This window comes from Oerskovia paurometabola, from assembly GCF_016907365.1.
In the GTDB taxonomy this organism is placed as follows: Bacteria; Actinomycetota; Actinomycetes; order Actinomycetales; family Cellulomonadaceae; genus Oerskovia; species Oerskovia paurometabola.
This window is the reverse complement of record NZ_JAFBBV010000001.1, coordinates 2,456,573-2,473,045: the sequence shown is the minus strand read 5'-3', so window position 1 is coordinate 2,473,045 and position 16,473 is coordinate 2,456,573. Positions and strand designations below refer to the sequence as shown.

The window sequence follows — 16,473 nt, the reverse complement described above, 5'->3', positions numbered from 1 at the left end:
CGATCCATGGTGCAGCTGGTCTGCTCACCGGCGGTGGGTGAGAGGCTCCGTCGGGAGCTCGCCGCGGTCGGGATCCCCGCGGACGGCGACGGATGGGCCCTCGTCGAGCGCGGCTTCGACGTCCCCACGGGCAGACCCGCCGTGATCTTCGACCCGCTCGACCACGTCGAGGTCGTGCGGACGCTCGCGCCAGGGCTGCGGGACGCGGCCACGGGCCCGCCACGCATGCTCACGGGCCAGAGCGGGACGTCGTTCACGGTCATCGCCCCGCGCGAGGTCCGCTACTTCGAGGCCGCTGCCGAGGGCATCGTCGCGTGCACCGCCACCGGCCGCTACCGGGTGCGCGAGACGCTGGCGCACTACGAGTCGGCCTGGGCCGGGCTGGGGTTCCTCCGCGTGAACAAGTCACAGCTCGCGAACCTCCTGCACGTGACCGAGATCGTGCCCTGGTTCAACTCGCGCTACGTGCTCCGACTGACCGGCGGCACCGAGCTGGAAGTGTCCAAGACCTACGCGAAGCGCCTGCGCAGCGCGCTGAAGATGTGAGGAGGGACGCATGAACTTCCGGAACGTCGTGAACTCGTTCTTCCTCGGCCTCGGGATCGGCGTCGTGATGCTCGTCGCGAACGCCGGCGCGGGGGACCCGGGGATGTGGGCGCTCACGGTGCTGGCCAGCGGTGGCATCGGGCTGCTCGTGGGGCTGGTCACCGAGTGGCTCACGTCGCTGCTGCCGATCCGCCTCGCTCGCCCCCGCACGTACTTCCTCCTCAACGGGCTCATCGCGCTCGTGACGACGGCCGCGATCATGCTGGGCCTCGTGGGGCTGGCCGCCGGGACGGGCTGGGGTTCCGGGTCGCAGGGCGGTGCACGGGGCTGGTGGCCCGTCGTCGGGCTGGTGCTGGCGATCGTCGTCGTCGCGAACGTCGCCGACTACCTGGTCTTCCGCTGGACGAGGGCGCGGCTGCGCAGGATGCAGGCGTCGCTCGGCCAGGCCCCGCTCGACCCGCAGGTGGTCGACGAGGCGTCAGGACGACTGCCTGAGGCGGAGTGACGCCCCTTGCCCGGCGGCGGCCCGACGACGGCCCGACGACGGCCCGACGACGGCGCCGCACCCGGGAACGACGGCACCCCACCCGGTGCTTCGACCAGGTGGGGCGCCGTCGTCGGGAGCGCGGGCTCGAACGGTGCGGGCCGCCGCAGGGGTCAGGCCGAGACCGTCTCCCGGGGGAAGAGGCGCGCCATGACGTCGGCGAGCGTGATGACCCCGGCGACCGTGGCGCCGTCGGTCACGACGGCCAGGTGGTTGCGGGTCTCGCGCATCTGGGCCAGGGCCGCGTAGACGGGGACGGAGGTCCCCAGGGTGAAGGGCGCCCGCATGAGGTCGGCCGCGGGGCTGTCCTCGGCGACGTCGAGCGTGTCGCGCACGTGCACCACGCCCGAGACCGCGGAGCCGTCGCCGAGCAGGATCCGCAGGTGGCCCGACGTGCGCGTGGCCTCCTGGACGTCGCGGACCGTGGCGTCGAGCGGCACCTTCGTCGGCCTCCCGCTGTCGGCGAGCAGGTCGCCCACCGTGAGGGTCTGCAGGTCCAGCGCCCCGGAGAGCTGGGCGAAGTAGGACGGGTCCAGGGCGCCGACGTTCGCCGAGTGCTCGACGAGGTGGCGCAGGTCGTCTGCGCTCTGCCCGGAGGCGACCTGGCCGGTCGGCTCGACGCCCACCCTGACCAGGCACCAGTTCGCCATGTTGTTCAGCCCGGTCAGCAGGGGGCGTGTCAGCCACATGAAGCCGCGCATCGGGATGGCGAGCAGGGTCGCCGAGGTCTCGGGGTGAGCGATGGCCCAGGACTTGGGGGCCATCTCGCCGACGACCAGGTGCAGGAACGTCACGATGATCAGCGCGAGGACGAAACCGGCGACGTCCGCAGCCCACAGCGGTGCGCCCCACGCCTCGAAGGCCGGGGTGAGCCAGTGGTGGACGGCCGGCTTGGTGATCGCGCCGAGCGCCAGCGTGCAGGCGGTGATGCCGAGCTGGGACCCGGCGAGCAGCACGGTCAGCTCGGTCGAGCTGCGCAGCGCGGCGCGCGCCGAGCGGCTGTTGGGGGCGGCGTCCTCGAGACGGTGCCGCTTGGCGGCGAGCAGCGCGAACTCGACGGCGACGAAGAACGCGCTGAGCGCGATGATGACGACGGTGATGGCCACGACGACCCAGGGGTTGCTCATCGGTCACCCTCCTCGGTCTGGGCCTCGGACGCCTCGGGCGTCGTGGCGGGGTCTGGCTCGGGCGTGGCGGGCGGCTGGTGGTCGGTCGGGAAGATCACGCGGACCAGGGACGGGACGTGTCGTTCGACCTCGACCACGTCGACGCGCATCCAGGCCGGCTCGGGCTCGTCGGTCAGGGCGAGGTCGGCGGGGTCCAGGGGGAGCTGGACGACGATGCTCTCGCCGGGCTCGAGCAGCGATCCGTGGTGGTCGATCACGAGGCCTGCGATCGTCTCGTAGTCGCCGCGGGGCAGGTCGCGGCCGATCGCACGCTCGACCTCGTCGATGTGGGTGTCGCCGGGCATGACCCAGATCCCGTCGTCGTCCCGGGGGGCGATGGTGGGCGTCGCGGGGTCGTGCTCGTCGGTGATCTCGCCGACGAGCTCCTCGGCCAGGTCCTCGGCCGTCAGGACGCCCGCGAAGCCGCCGTACTCGTCGATCACGCACGCGAGCTGGTTGTGGGTCTCGGTCAGCTCGCGCAGCGCGTCGGGCAGGCTCATCGCCGTCGGGATCACGACCACGGGGCGCATGAAGCTGCGGGCCTGGACCTCGTCGCGGTGCGCGGTGGTCAGGACGTCGACGAGGTGGACGACGCCGACGACCTGGTCGTCGTCGGTCAGCACGGGGTAGCGCGAGTGACCGGCAGCCATGCGGGCACGCACCTCGGCGAGGGTGTCGTCGACGTGCACGACGTCGACGTGGGCACGCGGGATCATGGCGTGCTCGACGTCCTGGTCGGGGAAGTCCAGGATGCGGTCCAGGAGCACGGAGAGCTCGGCGGGGAGGTCGCCGCTCTGGCGCGAGTCCGCGACGATGTGCTCGAGGTCACGGGCCGTGGCCGAGTGCTCGACGTCGTGGACAGGCTCGATCCGCAGGGCTTTGAGCAGGAGGTTCGAGGCCTGGTCGAAGATCTTGATGAGCCACCCGAACACGGCGAGGTAGATGGTCGTCGAACGGGCGAGCCACAGGGCGACGGGCTCAGGGCGAGCGATCGCGAGGTTCTTGGGGAACAGCTCGCCGAAGATCATCTGGACGAACGTCGAGAACACGAGCGCCAGGACGGTGCCCACGGCGATGCCCACGCCGGTCGGTACACCGACCCCGCCCAGGGCAGTACCCAGGGACTCACCGACGAGCGGCTCGGCGACGTAGCCGACCAGCAGCCCCGTCACCGTGATGCCGAGCTGGGCGCCCGAGAGCATGAAGGACGTGCGCTTGGTGACCGCCAGGGCGCGCTTGGCGCCGGCGTCCCCGGTGCCGGCACGCGCACTCAGGCGCGACCGGTCCACGGCCATGTACGCGAACTCCTGGGCGACGAAGTAGCCGGTCACAGCCGTGATCGCGACGATCACGACGACGCCGAGCAGCAGTGTCAACACCCACATCAGAACCTGCACCCCCTCGTCGCAGCATCGGTGGCCGGCACAAGGGGGTTCGTACTGTCTGCGTCCATGTCTCTCTCAGATCGCGGGTAGATTCCGACAGGTCAACGCGGAAGCGCGCCCGGGCGTTCCCGGAATCTCGCTCCTATTCTCCCTGCCGCCGGCCCGTGCTCCGTGCAGGGGGGCTCGGGGGGCAGGGGGACCGGCGACGTAGGGTGTGAGCGACGACCGACGACCGGACCGAGGAGTGCGACGTGGCGACGAAGGCCGTGGCAGAGGCGACCGTCAGCGACGTGCTGGCCGAGCTGAGGGCCCTCGAGGACCCGAAGATCCGTGCGGTCAACGAACGCCACGGCGACGACCACGGCGTCAACCTCACCAGGCTGCGCGCGGTCGCGAAGTCCCGGGGGACGCAGCACGACCTCGCGGGTCAGCTCTGGGAGACGGGCGACACCGCGGCGCGGCTCGTCGCGATCCTGGTCTGCCGCCCCAAGGACTGGTCGGCCGACGAGCTCGACGCCATGCTGCGTGACGCGCGCGTCCCCAAGGTGCACGGCTGGCTCGTGAGCTACGTCGTCAAGAAGAGCCCGCACGTCGAGCTTCTGCGCACCGCGTGGTTCGCCGACCCCGACCCGGTCGTCCAGAGCGCTGGGTGGGCCCTGACGACCGCCCGGGTCGCGAAGTCCCCCGAGGGCCTTGACCTGCCCGGGCTCCTCGACCGTGTCGAGGCCGACATGAAGGACGCGCCCGAGCGCCTCCAGTGGGCCATGAACGAGTGCCTCGCGACCATCGGCATCCACCACCCCGAGCTCCGCGACCGTGCGGTCGGCATCGGTGAGCGGCTCGAGGTCCTCAAGGACTACCCGACGCCGCCGGGCTGTACGTCGCCCTTCGCCCCGACGTGGATCGCGGAGATCGTCCGGCGCCAGACGACGGCGTAGCGCCTCCCGCCCCGGGCCCGACGGCGGAGCGCACCTGGCGCGCGAGGCCGCGGGCCGCCGTCGGGCAGGGTGTGGAGCACGATCGTGACGACGAGAAGACAGGAACGAGGCGACCCATGACGACGGCAGCCGACCACGACGCCTACATCGCCGCAGCGCCCGAGGCGTTCCAGCCCTCGCTGAGACGGCTGCGCGCTCTCCTGGCCGGTGCCCTGCCGGACGCGGACGAGATCGTGGCGTACGACATGCCGGGGTTCACGATCGGCGGCTCGGTCGTCGCCGGCTATGCGGCGTTCAGCAAGCAGTGCGGGCTGTACGTCCTTCCGGGTGCCATCTCCGAGCATGCCGGGGAGATCGCTGCCGCGGGCTTCAGGGCGACCAAGACCGGCGTCACCTTCTCGCCCCGCAAGCCGATCCCGGACGATCTGGTCGAACGCCTCGCGCGCGCGTCGCGCCAGGAAGCGGGGGCCTGACGCCTCAGGGGCCGATCAGCCGGTCGGCCCCTGAGGCGTCAGGCCCGCGAAGGCGCCGCTACCGCGCCACGCTCTCCTCGACCGGCACGACCTCCCCGGTCACGCAGTCAGCGCGGAACGCCCGCTCGAAGCGGTCGTCGCCGGCCTGGACCGCGCACCTCACGACCACGAAGCCCGCAGCGACGTCCTGCGCGGTCACGGTGTAGGTCGGCGTGAAGTACAGGGCGTCCTCGCCGGGCGCCAGGCGCTCGGCCGGGAAGTCGGCCGCGACGTCCCCGTCGAAGGTCCCGCTCAACGCAGCCGTGACCGGCTCCGTGCCACGGTGCCGGAAGCGCCCGGTGAACGCCAGGATGTCGCCCGCGCGCAGCCCCGGCGCGGCCGGTCCGTAGTTGACGTCCTGCGCCTCGCGCGTGCCGAGGACCTGGTCGCCGTCGTACCCCTGGCCGATCTCCTTCCAGGTGTGCACGCCCCAGTCGCCGCCCTCGGCCGAGATGACGTGCGACGCGCCCACGCTGACCCACTGGGCGGGACGCCCGGGGGTGATCGAACGCAGCACCACGGTGAAGGCGCCGCCGTCGTCGTCCTGGTAGGTCCGGGTGGCGTCGGCGAGGGCGGCGGGGGACAGGGCATCGGCGTCGACGCGGGCGAACACGATCTCGCTGTACCCGGCGCGCTCGTAGAGCACGCCGAGCGACCCGTCGCCGAGCACGGTGCCCGTCGAGTAGGCGCTCGAGCCCGCGCAGATCGTCAGCGCGGGCCGCCAGGTCGTGCCCTCGTCGTGCGAGACGCTGAGCACCGTGTTGCGGCGCAGGTCGGCGTCGCGGTTGTTGGTCACGAGCAGGGGAGCGGCCGCGTCGGTGACGGCCCCGAGCCGCAGGATGCTGCCGTTGTCGCTCGGGTCGGGCAGGTCCGGCACGGGCGTCAACGGCCCGTAGGAGTGGCCGCCGTCGGTCGAGACGGCCTGCACCCGGCAGCCCTTGGCGCGCGAGCTCAGGAGCACGCGTCCGTCGTGCAGCTCCACGACCTTGTTCTCGTTGGCGCCTGGCCCCGTGGGTTCGCCCAGCGTCCACGTGTCGCCGTGGTCGTCCGAGTACGCCGACGCGGCGCGGATCTCCCCGCCCAGGAGCAGGACCATCTGCTGGAGCAGGCGCCCCGCGTACGGTCCGGTCTCGAGCTGGATCCCGGCGCCGGCCGCGGCGAAGAGCCCCGTGACGCCCTGCGGCTTGAGCGAGGCCGTCATACGCCGGTGGGACCAGGTGAGGCCGTCGTCGTCGGAGGACGACAGGTCGACGTGCTGGACGTCGTCCTCGGGCTCGAGCCCCTCGACCGCCTCGAAGAACCCGGCGTGGGTCCCCGCGGCGTGGAAGCAGAAGATCCGCCCCGTCACCTTGTCGACGAGCAGGCTCGGGTCGCCGAAGCCCTGGAGCCCCGTACCGACGCGCACGTCCTGCTGCGGACCCCACGTGCGCCCGTGGTCGAGGCTGCGCCGGACCAGGAGGTCGATCGTGTTCGGCAGGTCGTCGAGGTTGGGTCGCCCGTCGTACGCCGCGAGGACCGTGCCGCGCGTCGAGACGGCCAGGGCGGGGATGCGGTACTGGCGGTGGCCGCCGACGCCGCGGGCGGCGAGCACCTGATGGGTGATTTCGTGGGGGTTCGTGCGCATCCCCTAGATGTACCCCGGCCCGCGCCCAGGACCAAGCTCCACCGGGCGGCGAGTCCGCGTGCTCGCCCGTCGAGGGGCCTCGAGGACCCCGCCCGACGGCGTCGCGCACCTCCGCGCGGAAGGTGCGCGACGCCGTCTGGGCCCGTCAGGCGGAGCGGGCCTCGCGCGCGGGCGACCACGGGACCGCGCGGCCCGCGGAGAGCGAGGCCGGGACCGACAGCACCCGCTGGTTCGTGCTCCCGCGGAACGGGAGCGTGAGGTCGCGGCGCGCGACCTCGAACCGACCATCGACCAGGACGTCGAGCTCGGCGAGCAGGTCCTGCTTGTCGTCCGACCCCGCGCTCAGCTCCTCGAACGTGTAGCCGGTCCAGCACCACACGTCCTTGCTCCGACCGTGCTGCTCACGCAGGCGCCGCACGATGCGCAGGCACACGCCGGTGTTGAGGAACGGCTCGCCGCCGAGCAGGGACAGGCCCTGCACCGACTCGTGCGCGAGGTCGGCGAGCATCCGCTCCTCGAGCTCGTCCGTGTACGGGGAGCCGTAGCGAAAGCTCCAGGTCGCCTCGTTGAAGCAGCCCTCGCACGCGAACAGGCACCCGCTCACGTACAGGCTGCACCGCACGCCCTCGCCGTCGACGAACACGAACGGCTTGTAGTCCGCGACGTGACCCCGGCTGAGACGCTCGGCGAGCCAGCCGGGCTGCGGGTCCCGCGGCACGACGGCCCTCAGCCTTCCGCGGTGCCGACGTCGCCCGCGTCTCCCGGTGACCCCGGCTGGTCGAGGTCACCGAGGCTCACGGCCCCCGCCATGTGCTTGACGCGCGAGGAGATCTCGACGTGCCGCCCGTGCACCATGGGGCGCTGCTGCGGGTTGCCGAGGTACCCGCACGTGCGCTTGACGACGTCGCACGTACGCGGGTCGGTGTTGCCGCAGCCCGGGCACGCGAAGCCGCGCGCCGTCGGCGTGAAGTCGCCCGCGTACCCGCACGCGTAGCAGCGGTCGATCGGGGTGTTCGTGCCGAGGTACCCCACGCGGTCGTAGGCGTAGTCCCACACGGCCTCGAGCGCCTTGGGGTTCTGCTGGAGCACCGGGTACTCGCAGTAGTGGATGAAGCCGCCCGACGCGTACTGCGGATAGTCCATCTCGAAGTCGAGCTTCTCGAACGGCGTCGGGTCCTTGCGCACGTCGTAGTGGAAGCTGTTCGTGTAGTACTCCTTGTCGGTGATGTCGGCCACCACCCCGAACTTCTCCCGGTCGAGCCGCGCGAACCGGTCCGTGAGGCTCTCGCTCGGGGTCGAGTAGACGCTGAACTGGTAGCCGTGCTCGGCCGTCCACGCGGACGTGTGCTCCTTGAGGGTGCGCAGCACGCGCAGCGTCATCTCCTTGGCCTCCGGGTCGGTCTCCCAGGCGCCGCCGTGGAACGCGGCCGCGACCTCGTACAGCCCGATGTACCCGAGCGAGACGGTCGCGCGCCCGTCGCGGAAGAGCTGGTCGACGTCGTCGTCCGGCGCGAGCCGCTCACCGAACGCACCGTGCACGTACAGGATCGGGGCGTTGCCCGGGACGGCCTCCTTGCACCGCTCGACGCGGTAGACGAGCGCGTCGCGGACCGTGGCCAGCCGCTCCTCCAGGAGGTCCCAGAACGCCTCCTGGCTGCCGCGGGCCTCGAGCGCGATGCGCGGCAGGTTGAGCGTCACGACGCCCAGGTTCATGCGGCCTTCGACCACGTCGTTGCCGTCCGCGTCTCGCCACCCCTGCAGGAACGAGCGGCAGCCCATGGGCATCTTGAAGCTGCCCGTGAGCTCGACGATCTTGTCGTAGCTCAGCACGTCGGGGTACATGCGCTTGGTCGCGCACTCGACGGCGAGCTCCTTGAGGTCGTAGTTCTCGTCGCCCGGTTCCAGGTTGACCCCGCGGCGCAACGTGTAGATGAGCTTGGGGAAGATCGCGGTACGCCCCTCGGCTCCCAGGCCCTTGATGCGGATCTGCAGGATCGCACGCTGGATCTCACGCTCGAGCCAGCCCGTGCCCAGCCCGAAGCCCACCGACGTGAAAGGCGTCTGCCCGTTGGACGTGAACAGCGTGTTGATCTCGTACTCGAGGCTCTGCATCGCGTCGTAGATGTCCTTGGCCGTCTTGGCCCGCGCGTACGCGTCGTGCGTCGAGGCGTCGGGGAGCCAGTGCTCGGCCTCGACGAGGTGCTTGGCGTAGTTGAGCTCGGCGTACGGGGCCAGGAGCTCGTCGATCCGGTTGACCGAGCAACCGCCGTACTGGCTCGAGGCGACGTTCGCGATGATCTGCGTGATCTGCGCGGCCGCGGTCTGGATCGAGCGGGGCGGCTCGACCTGCGCGTTGCCGATGCGGAACCCCTCGGACAGCATCGTCCGGAAGTCGATCAGGCAGCAGTTCGTCATGGGCGCGTACGGGTGGTAGTCGAGGTCGTGGTAGTGGATGTCGCCCTTCTGGTGGGCGTTCGCGACGTGCGGGGGCAGCATGCGCAGACCGATCGCCTTGCCGACCGCGCCCGCCGTCAGGTCGCGCTGGGTGTTGAAGACGTCCGAGTCCTTGTTCGCGTTCTCGTTGACGACCGCCGAGTCCTTGCTGATCAGCCCCACGATCGAGTGGTTGAGGTCGGTCGAGCGGCTGCGCGCGAAGTCCCGCTGGACGCGATAGTCGATGTAGGCGCGGGCCACGTCGTACTCGCGCGAGGCGAGCAGCTCGTGCTCGACCACGGCCTGGATCTCGTAGATCTGCACCACGTCCGTGAAGCGCACCGAGATCTCGGCGACCACCCGGTCGAGGACCGCGTCGAGGGCGCGCTCGTGGAACGGCGTCGCGGCCCCGTGGACCTCCTCGTAGGCCTTGCGGAGCGCCGCGCGGATCCGGGCGTCGTCGAACGCGAGCGCTCGACCGTCACGCTTGAGCACCGTGAGAGCGCCCGTCGCCCCCGACGTGACGTCCTCGCCCTGCTCGACCCCGACCAGGCCCATGCGACCACAACCTCTCTGCGGGACGCCCCGTGCCTGCAGAGGCAGGAGGGGGCGCCGATGACTACTAGATGTAGTAGCAATTACACCCGTGCAATCCCACATGTAGTGGCCAATCTCGGGCGCGCCGGGACCTTCCTCCCTGAGGTCGGGACGTTGGTCACCCGTGGGGAGGACCTTTGGGTCCGCTGCTCCGGCGGGGGCGATGCAGGTGAGCGACCCGGCTGTCGAGTCGCTGCGAAGCCTGGTAGACCGGGCAGGGTGGGCAGCGCACCGGTGCCCTCCCGCGGACGAAGGAGCCAGGACATGACCCGTCGACACGTCGCGTGGGCAGGCGAGGACGACCCCGGTCGGGTGGACGCCGCCGTCCTGTCCCTCGGCGCCGACCGGTTCGAGGCACTGGGCACCTCGTGCTCGACGACGTGGGTCATGGCGTGGTCCCTGACCCTCGGGCCACGGTGGGTCACGCGGCGGCTCGACGTGACCGTGCGCGGACAGGACTGGTCACGGGACCTGCGGCTCGAGCGCAGCAGCGCAGGGGAGTGGAGCGCACGGGTCGGGCACGTCGGCTCAGCCCCTGTCGACCTCGCGACTCCCGGTACCGACGACCCGTCGGCGCTCGCGGACGCGCTCGACTGCGACCTCGCGCTGTGCCCGGTCACCAACTCCATGCCGGTCCTGCGCCTGGGGCTGCTGGGACCGGACGCCCCCGCCGAGCCGACCCGACTGACCATGGCCTGGGTCGAGGTCCCGTCGCTGCGTGTGCTGCGCAGCGACCAGGTGTACACGGCGCACGCCCCCTACGACCCCGAGGCCGGTCGCGCGGTCGTCAGGTACTCGAGCGCGACCCGCGACGTCACCGCGGACCTCACCGTCGACGAGGACGGGATCGTCATCGACTATCCGCACCTTGCCCGGCGGACACGCTGAGGCGCGCGCCCACCGTGCGGCTCCGGCAGGTCGCGACCGGCGGGAGCCGCCTACAGTGAGAGCGACCGGTGGTCGGCACCCCCGCAGGAGGAACTCATGGTCGAGGCAGCGGACGCGCAGGGTCGGATCGGGCCGCCCGCCGCGGGCGACGAGGTCGCGACGCTCCTCGGGTCCCTCGAACGTCAGCGCGCCACGTTCGCGTGGAAGGCCGGCGGGCTGGACGCGGACGGGCTCGCGGTACGCGTCGCGGCGTCCGCGGTCACGCTCGGTGGCCTCCTCAAGCACCTCGCGTTCACCGAGGAGCTGTGGTTCTCGACCAAGCTGCACGGACGCCCTCCGGGAGAGCCCTGGGACGCGGTCGACTGGGACCGTGACCCGCAGTGGCCGTGGACCTCGGCAGCGCAGGACGCACCGCGGTACCTGTACGACCTGTGGCGTGCCGCCGTCGTCCGGTCCCGCGCGGCGATCGACGAGGCGCTCGCGGACGGCGGCCTGGACCGCCGTCTCGTCTGGCAGCCCGAGGCCGGGGCCGACGGGGAGCGGTCGAGCCTGCGCAGGGTCCTGGTCGACCTGATCGAGGAGTACGCCCGGCACGTGGGGCACGCCGACCTGATCCGCGAGTCGATCGACGGCCTGGTCGGCGAGGACCCGCCCGGCATCCCCGCGGAGTACCCGCCGCCAGGACGGTGAGGGTCGGCCGCAGGCGGGTGAGGGCCGCCCCCGTACGGTGAGCACGTGGCGCGCCGCATCAACCGCCTGATCCTTGCGCTGCGGGTCGCGCCGGTCGGCCCGTGGGCCAGCCGCCTGCATCGTCCGAGGGGTCGTTCTCCGAGCCTGCGGACCGTGACCGTGGCCTCGACACGTCCGCCGACCCCGCGGAGCTCTCGCTGGTCAGCACGATCGTGACCCCCACGGCACAGAGCACGAAGCCGGCGAGAGTCGTCGCCGTGAGCCTCTCGCCCAGGAGCACCGCGCCCGCGGCGGCCGTCGCCGGTGCGATGAGGAAGAGGAGCGCGTTGAGCGCTGTGATGCCCACGCGGCGCAGCAGCCACCAGTAGAGACCGTAAGCGGCGAGCGTCGGGACGGCGGCCGCGAACGCGGCCGCGAGCCAGAAGGAGGTCGAGGCAGGTGGCGTGAGCGTTCCCGTCGCCGCGGCGAGAACCACGAGCGCCACGGCCGTCACGACGACGTGGATGGTCAGCGTCGCCAGGACGCCTGCGTGCGCGTCAGATCGTCGCTGGAGGAAGGTGGCGACGATGAGGCAGGACATGGCGAGCACGGGCAGCAGGTAGACCGCCGGTTGCGTGGCCGAACCCTCGAGCTGCGACCGCACGACCAGGAGAACCCCGACGGCGCCGACGAGCAGCCCCGCCCACTGGGCTCCGCGCACCCGGAGCCCCAGCAGCGGGCCGACGAGCACCGCGACCACGAGCGGCTGCACCGCGTCGATCAGCGCGACCGTGCCCGTCGCGACGCCGGCCGTTATCGCGGCGTAGACGAAGACGCAGTAGCCGAACTGGGCGAACAGGCCGATGACGGACTGACGCCGCAGGGCTGCCGTACCCACCTCGCGGACCGCACCGGTGGCGAGCCCGAGGACGAGCAGCACGCCCGCCAGGGGGACGAACCGCCAGACGAGCAGCGTGAGCGGCGAGACCTCGACCGTGGCGATCGCCGCGACGAGGAAGCCGGAGCTCCAGGTCGCCACGAATGCGGTAGCCGCCAGGACCGTCACACCGACATGAAGTAGACCGATCTGTTTACTCATCGTCGCGACTATACAGACTTGTATAGTTGGTGTCGTGCCTACTCCTGTTCCCGAGCTCGCTCCGCTGACCCCCGGCGCTCGTCGCGTCCTCGACGCCGCATCGCGGCTCTTCTACGAGCGCAGCATCCATTCGGTCGGCGTCGACGCGATCGCCGAGGCCGCGGGCGTCACCAAGAAGACGCTGTACGACCGGTTCGGTTCCAAGGAGGCACTGGTGGTGGCGTATCTCCAGCACCGGGATGCGCGATGGCGGGAGCATGTCGAGGAGCGCCTGGCCATGGTTCCCGCACCGGGCGTCGAGCGAGTGCTGACGGTCTTCGACGCCGCGGTCTCCTGGTCCGCCGAGAACAGCTCCAAAGGGTGCAGCGCCATCAACGCACGGGCCGAGGTCGGCGACGGGCACGACGGTCACCCGGTGTTCCCCGAGGTGGTGCGCCAGAAGAGATGGCTGCTCGAGCTGTTCGACGAGCTGTGCCGGGAGGCCGGGGTGCGGGACCCTCACGCGACGGCGCGCGCCCTGATGCTGCTCTACGAAGGCGCCATCGTCACGGTCGGCATGGAGACGTTCGCGCATCCCTTCGAGAGGGCTCGGGGCGTGGCGCGCGTCCTGCTCGAGTCGCAACCACCGCTGACGGAGCAGGCCTGCACGCCGTAGCGCCTGCGCGCACCGGCGGGCAGGGCGCCGGAGGCGAGGTGGTGGAGTGGCGCGCCGGGAGCGGTCAGCTCCCGTCGCGCAGGTCGCGGGGCGGGGTGTCGTCGAGCACGATGCGGTCGAAGACCGCGGTGCACGTCTCGCCCAGGGGCGCCTGCGCGAGGAAGCCCACCCGGACCGGCTCGTCGGAGTAGAGGCGGAAGAGGCGGACGAACTCCCACGCCTCGCCGTCGCGCGAGGCGTGGAACGCCCACGCGGGGCCGGTCCGCACGACCCGCAGGTGCACGGTCTCGTCGTCGACGTCCCAGGAGTTGCAGTCGTCGGTGTACTCGTTCGTGACGGTCGAGACGACCATCGCCTGGCCGTTCGGCGCCTGCTCGAAGCAGAGCTTGGCCCAGTGCGCGTCGTCGGCCCACAGCACCAGGGCGCCCGCGTCGAACGTCGTGCGCTCGGTCGTCACGCGGACCCGGGCGGCCAGCGCGAGCTCGGCGGGGGCGTCGAACACGAGCGCCGGGGCAGCGTGCTGCGGTGCGGCGCCCAGGGCGTCGTTCGTCCAGTCGGTGCCCGACGGGGCAGTCACGGTCACGGCGCCGTCAGCGACCTGACCTGCGCCTTCGTGGGACAGCCAGCGCAGCGGGGGGAGAGAGATGTTCGTCACGGCCGACACCCTACCCACGCGAGCGCTCGGATGTGGAAGCGCTCCCGCGTGGCGTGCGCCGCCGTCGGCAGGAGCACCGACGGCGAGCCCGCCCGGCATCGGTGCTCCCCGTCCGTCAGGACGGCAGCGGGTCCAGGCGGAACGTCGCCGCGGCGCCCCCGGCGCCGGTCACGGAACCGACGATCGCAGGCCCGTAGCGGTCGTACTTCGCGTGGTAGGCCGCGTCGAGCGCCGGGTGGACCGAGCCGTCGGGCTCCACGAACGCGACGTCCTTCTCGACCCCTCCTGCCCGGATCCGACCGCGCGGATCGGCGAGGGCACGGCGGAACCAGCCGTTGTCCCGGCCGTAGGCCGACCGGACGTAGATGTCGTCTCCCACCCGCACGACCCAGATGGTCACGAACGGGCGCAGGCTCCCGTCGGCGCGCAGCGAGGAGACCTGGAGCTCCTCGGCACCGCCGACCTTGTCGAGCTCGTCGTCGGTCCAGGCGGTCGTCGTCCGTTCGGTCATGGCTCGCGCTCCTCGGTGGTCGCTGGTCGTCGATCGGCGGGAACGGTCTGACGGGACCGCCTCCCGTCCGAACATACGGCGGACCCGCGCGCGCTGGGAGGTTCTCCTGGTACCCCGCACCGCTCGGCTCCCTCGCCCGCGCGTCCGTGACCAGCTGTCGTTGCGGTCCCCGTCGCGCGGAGCGAGACTCGGTCGATGGCGAGCGCGCGCATCACGGCCACCGACGACAAGGCGATCCTGCAGCGGTCTCTGCAGGCCGCGCGCGACGCGCTGCTCTGGAAGGTCGAGGGGCTCGACGAGCGCTCGGCCCGCTGGCCGTGGACCCCCACGGGGACGAACCTGCTCGGGCTGGTCAAGCACGCGGCCGGGGTCGAGGTCGGCTACTTCGGTCAGGCCTTCGGGCGTGGATGGCCGAGACCGGACGAGCTGCCCTGGATCGACGACGACGCCGAGGACGACGCCGACATGTGGGCCACCGCCGACGAGCCGGTCGCGGCGGTCGTGGACCTCTACCGCCGGGTGTGGGCGTTCTCCGACGAGACGATCGCGACGCGCGACCTCCACGCCGTCGGACGGGTCCCCTGGTGGCCTGCCGAGCGTGCCGAGGTCACTCTCCTCCAGGTCATGGTTCACGTCACGGGCGACCTGGCACGTCACGCGGGCCACGCGGACGTGCTGCGCGAGCTGACCGACGGGAGCGCGGGGCTCAGGGCGGACAACGACAACCTGTCGCCGCGCTCGGCGGCCGACCGGTCGCGGCACGTCGACCGGCTGCGCGCGGTCGCGGACGAGGCCCAGCGACGCGCGGACGCGTCGGGCCGCGGGGGAGGGGAGCCGACGGCGCCGCGTGCGTGACGTCGTCGGGCCCGGTCATCCCCGCGGGGCGCCCGCTGCGACGCCCAGGGCGGAGGAACGTCCGTCCCTGCGCCGCGAGGCCGTCCGGACGGTGGCCCAGACGACCAGGCCGACCCCCGCGCCGAGCACGGGGTAGGTCGCGGCCAGGCGGGCGAGGGAGAAGGCGGTCACGGCATGGTCGGTCGCGACGAGGCGCACCACTGCCCCGACCATCCCGACCGTCGCCCCCGCGCACACGGCGAGCACCGCGGAGCGCAGGTGCTGCGGCTGCGCGACCGGCTCCGCGCGTCGCCACCAGCGCACCGTGAGGGCCGTGATCGTCACGCAGCCGACGAGCGAGCTCCCGTGCTGGAGGTACTTGTAGGCCATCACGCCCGCGACGGGCGTGCGCAGGACGTCCCACGTCTGGACCGCGGTGCCGCGCAGGTGCGTGAAGTCGTCCCAGAGGATGTGCGTGAGCGTGCCCGCCACGGCGAACCCGACGACGGCCCCTGCGACCGCGAGCGGGGGAGCGGTGCGCGCCGGCGCACCGGGTCCGGGCGCGGACCGGCGGGGGAGCGCGGCCAAGAACGGTCCGCGGACGACGAGCACCCACAGCGCGGTGAACACGAGCGCGAGAGCGAGGTCCACGGTCACGACCCCCAGCAGGCGGTGCGTGGGACGGGCCAGCTCGTCGGCGCCCGGGACCAGGACGTCGAGGAAGAGCGGGGCGTCGGGCACCATCGCGCCGACCGCGAAGGCTGGCAGTGCCCACAGGAGCAGGTTCGGCGAGAGTGCGCGCCGCGCACGGCGACCCGCCAGGGGGAGGGACACCAGGGCGTGGACGGGGGTGTACGGCACGCGGCACATCATGGCAGCGGCCGCAAGGGGCGGGAACGTCGTCCCGGCCGTCGGTCAGACCTGGAGACGTCGGACATCTCACACTTTTCGGGCCGATTTCGCCCTCGGATAGAAATAGTGTGCCAAGCGGCTATCCACCAAGTGTCGAACCCTCCATACCCGGCTCACCGCCCAGCAAGGAAGAGCCGGGCCCCGAACAGGCCGTCGGTGCCGCCCGTCCCGTGGAAGGAAGCTCCGGACGGCGGTAGTTTCGCTGGAGCGGGGCACGCGTCCCGCGACCGACCTGGTGCGAAGGAGACGAGCATGGGAATCGACGACGCGAAGGACAAGGCGGCGGCCGCCGCCGACCAGGCCAAGGAGGGCCTGGGGGGACTGGTCGACAAGGCCAAGGGCTTCCTGACCGACGACAAGATCGACGAGGTCGCCGAGAAGATCAAGGGAATCTCGCCGGACTCGGTCGACGCGCACGTCGACACCCTGGCCGAGAAGGCCAAGGAAGCGAACGACTGATCCGGCGCGGTAAGCACGCGACCGGTCGAGGTCGGTAACATCGAGG

18 protein-coding genes are annotated in these 16,473 nt (G+C 72.0%); 9 read left to right on the top strand and 9 right to left on the bottom strand.

All coding sequences use genetic code 11. The annotated features are described in order from the left end of the window. Positions 1–6 precede the first annotated feature (6 nt). Both JOD48_RS11110 and JOD48_RS11105 read left to right on the top strand, forming a co-directional pair. The gene (locus JOD48_RS11110; RefSeq protein WP_204809054.1) at positions 7–546 is read left to right on the top strand and encodes a LytTR family DNA-binding domain-containing protein; all 540 of its coding nucleotides are present in this window, start codon (positions 7–9) and stop codon (positions 544–546) included. A gap of 10 nt (positions 547–556) precedes the next feature. After that, on the top strand, positions 557–1,051 hold the full coding sequence (locus JOD48_RS11105; protein WP_204809052.1) for a hypothetical protein: 495 nt from the start codon (positions 557–559) through the stop codon (positions 1,049–1,051). A gap of 152 nt (positions 1,052–1,203) precedes the next feature. On the opposite strand, the gene JOD48_RS11100 is transcribed toward JOD48_RS11105, so the two are convergent. After that, a complete protein-coding gene (locus JOD48_RS11100; RefSeq protein ID WP_191790501.1) occupies positions 1,204–2,217 on the bottom strand; it encodes a hemolysin family protein in 1,014 nt (337 codons plus the stop codon). Then, positions 2,214–3,641 carry a hemolysin family protein gene (locus JOD48_RS11095; protein ID WP_204809050.1) on the bottom strand — a complete coding sequence of 476 codons (1,428 nt, stop codon included), beginning with the start codon at positions 3,639–3,641 and terminating at the stop codon, positions 2,214–2,216. The genes JOD48_RS11100 and JOD48_RS11095 overlap by 4 nt, the downstream gene beginning before the upstream one ends. 251 nt (positions 3,642–3,892) lie before the next feature. On the opposite strand from JOD48_RS11095, the gene JOD48_RS11090 reads away from it, so the two are divergent. Then, positions 3,893–4,579 carry a DNA alkylation repair protein gene (locus tag JOD48_RS11090; RefSeq protein ID WP_191790500.1) on the top strand — a complete coding sequence of 229 codons (687 nt, stop codon included), beginning with the start codon at positions 3,893–3,895 and terminating at the stop codon, positions 4,577–4,579. Positions 4,580–4,695: 116 nt separating this feature from the next. Beyond that, positions 4,696–5,052 (top strand): iron chaperone, encoded by a 357-nt coding sequence (locus JOD48_RS11085; RefSeq protein WP_191790499.1) that lies wholly within the window; start codon positions 4,696–4,698, stop codon positions 5,050–5,052. 58 nt (positions 5,053–5,110) lie between these two features. On the opposite strand, the gene JOD48_RS11080 is transcribed toward JOD48_RS11085, so the two are convergent. From JOD48_RS11080 to nrdD, 3 genes are all read right to left on the bottom strand, one after another. Then, positions 5,111–6,715: a sialidase family protein gene (locus tag JOD48_RS11080; RefSeq protein WP_204809048.1), complete on the bottom strand. Its 1,605-nt coding sequence runs from the start codon at positions 6,713–6,715 to the stop codon at positions 5,111–5,113. A gap of 145 nt (positions 6,716–6,860) precedes the next feature. Then, entirely contained in the window at positions 6,861–7,433 is a 573-nt protein-coding gene (gene nrdG, locus JOD48_RS11075) for an anaerobic ribonucleoside-triphosphate reductase activating protein (protein ID WP_204809045.1), read from the bottom strand. A gap of 8 nt (positions 7,434–7,441) precedes the next feature. Next, entirely contained in the window at positions 7,442–9,706 is a 2,265-nt protein-coding gene (gene nrdD / locus JOD48_RS11070) for an anaerobic ribonucleoside-triphosphate reductase (protein WP_204809043.1), read from the bottom strand. A 303-nt stretch (positions 9,707–10,009) separates the two neighbouring features. Here nrdD and JOD48_RS11065 point away from each other — a divergent pair, with 303 nt between their 5' ends. Continuing rightward, the gene (locus JOD48_RS11065) at positions 10,010–10,633 is read left to right on the top strand and encodes a putative glycolipid-binding domain-containing protein (RefSeq protein WP_204809041.1); all 624 of its coding nucleotides are present in this window, start codon (positions 10,010–10,012) and stop codon (positions 10,631–10,633) included. 96 nt (positions 10,634–10,729) lie between these two features. Continuing rightward, the gene (locus JOD48_RS11060; protein WP_204809039.1) at positions 10,730–11,323 is read left to right on the top strand and encodes a mycothiol transferase; all 594 of its coding nucleotides are present in this window, start codon (positions 10,730–10,732) and stop codon (positions 11,321–11,323) included. Between the two features lie 58 nt (positions 11,324–11,381). On the opposite strand, the gene JOD48_RS11055 is transcribed toward JOD48_RS11060, so the two are convergent. Next, entirely contained in the window at positions 11,382–12,401 is a 1,020-nt protein-coding gene (locus JOD48_RS11055; RefSeq protein WP_239527395.1) for a DMT family transporter, read from the bottom strand. Positions 12,402–12,435: 34 nt separating this feature from the next. Here JOD48_RS11055 and JOD48_RS11050 point away from each other — a divergent pair, with 34 nt between their 5' ends. Then, positions 12,436–13,056 carry a TetR/AcrR family transcriptional regulator gene (locus JOD48_RS11050; RefSeq protein ID WP_204809037.1) on the top strand — a complete coding sequence of 207 codons (621 nt, stop codon included), beginning with the start codon at positions 12,436–12,438 and terminating at the stop codon, positions 13,054–13,056. Positions 13,057–13,120: 64 nt separating this feature from the next. On the opposite strand, the gene JOD48_RS11045 is transcribed toward JOD48_RS11050, so the two are convergent. Next, a complete protein-coding gene (locus JOD48_RS11045) occupies positions 13,121–13,711 on the bottom strand; it encodes a DUF1349 domain-containing protein (RefSeq protein WP_307824103.1) in 591 nt (196 codons plus the stop codon). A 115-nt stretch (positions 13,712–13,826) separates the two neighbouring features. Further along, complete coding sequence (locus JOD48_RS11040) at positions 13,827–14,222, bottom strand: DUF2255 family protein (protein ID WP_191790491.1); 396 nt, start codon at positions 14,220–14,222, stop codon at positions 13,827–13,829. A gap of 195 nt (positions 14,223–14,417) precedes the next feature. On the opposite strand from JOD48_RS11040, the gene JOD48_RS11035 reads away from it, so the two are divergent. Beyond that, positions 14,418–15,077 carry a DinB family protein gene (locus JOD48_RS11035; protein ID WP_204809033.1) on the top strand — a complete coding sequence of 220 codons (660 nt, stop codon included), beginning with the start codon at positions 14,418–14,420 and terminating at the stop codon, positions 15,075–15,077. A 15-nt stretch (positions 15,078–15,092) separates the two neighbouring features. On the opposite strand, the gene JOD48_RS11030 is transcribed toward JOD48_RS11035, so the two are convergent. Then, a complete protein-coding gene (locus tag JOD48_RS11030) occupies positions 15,093–15,917 on the bottom strand; it encodes a DUF4184 family protein (RefSeq protein WP_204809031.1) in 825 nt (274 codons plus the stop codon). Between the two features lie 303 nt (positions 15,918–16,220). Between JOD48_RS11030 and JOD48_RS11025 the strand changes: the two genes are divergently transcribed. Continuing rightward, positions 16,221–16,427, top strand: a complete 207-nt coding sequence (locus JOD48_RS11025) for a hypothetical protein (RefSeq protein WP_191790489.1) — start codon at positions 16,221–16,223, stop codon at positions 16,425–16,427. Positions 16,428–16,473 lie beyond the last annotated feature (46 nt).

Excerpts from the sequence above, each read along its gene's own strand:
- JOD48_RS11025 (WP_191790489.1), top strand. The coding sequence starts at position 16,221 with ATGGGAATCGACGACGCGAAGGACAAGGCGGCGGCCGCCGCCGACCAG.
- JOD48_RS11040 (WP_191790491.1), bottom strand. The coding sequence starts at position 14,222 with ATGACCGAACGGACGACGACCGCCTGGACCGACGACGAGCTCGACAAG.
- JOD48_RS11095 (WP_204809050.1), bottom strand. The coding sequence starts at position 3,641 with ATGTGGGTGTTGACACTGCTGCTCGGCGTCGTCGTGATCGTCGCGATC.
- JOD48_RS11065 (WP_204809041.1), top strand. The coding sequence starts at position 10,010 with ATGACCCGTCGACACGTCGCGTGGGCAGGCGAGGACGACCCCGGTCGG.
- JOD48_RS11085 (WP_191790499.1), top strand. The coding sequence starts at position 4,696 with ATGACGACGGCAGCCGACCACGACGCCTACATCGCCGCAGCGCCCGAG.
- JOD48_RS11080 (WP_204809048.1), bottom strand. The coding sequence starts at position 6,715 with ATGCGCACGAACCCCCACGAAATCACCCATCAGGTGCTCGCCGCCCGC.
- JOD48_RS11105 (WP_204809052.1), top strand. The coding sequence starts at position 557 with ATGAACTTCCGGAACGTCGTGAACTCGTTCTTCCTCGGCCTCGGGATC.
- nrdD (WP_204809043.1), bottom strand. The coding sequence starts at position 9,706 with ATGGGCCTGGTCGGGGTCGAGCAGGGCGAGGACGTCACGTCGGGGGCG.
- JOD48_RS11055 (WP_239527395.1), bottom strand. The coding sequence starts at position 12,401 with ATGAGTAAACAGATCGGTCTACTTCATGTCGGTGTGACGGTCCTGGCG.
- JOD48_RS11110 (WP_204809054.1), top strand. The coding sequence starts at position 7 with ATGGTGCAGCTGGTCTGCTCACCGGCGGTGGGTGAGAGGCTCCGTCGG.
- JOD48_RS11100 (WP_191790501.1), bottom strand. The coding sequence starts at position 2,217 with ATGAGCAACCCCTGGGTCGTCGTGGCCATCACCGTCGTCATCATCGCG.
- JOD48_RS11035 (WP_204809033.1), top strand. The coding sequence starts at position 14,418 with ATGGCGAGCGCGCGCATCACGGCCACCGACGACAAGGCGATCCTGCAG.
- JOD48_RS11060 (WP_204809039.1), top strand. The coding sequence starts at position 10,730 with ATGGTCGAGGCAGCGGACGCGCAGGGTCGGATCGGGCCGCCCGCCGCG.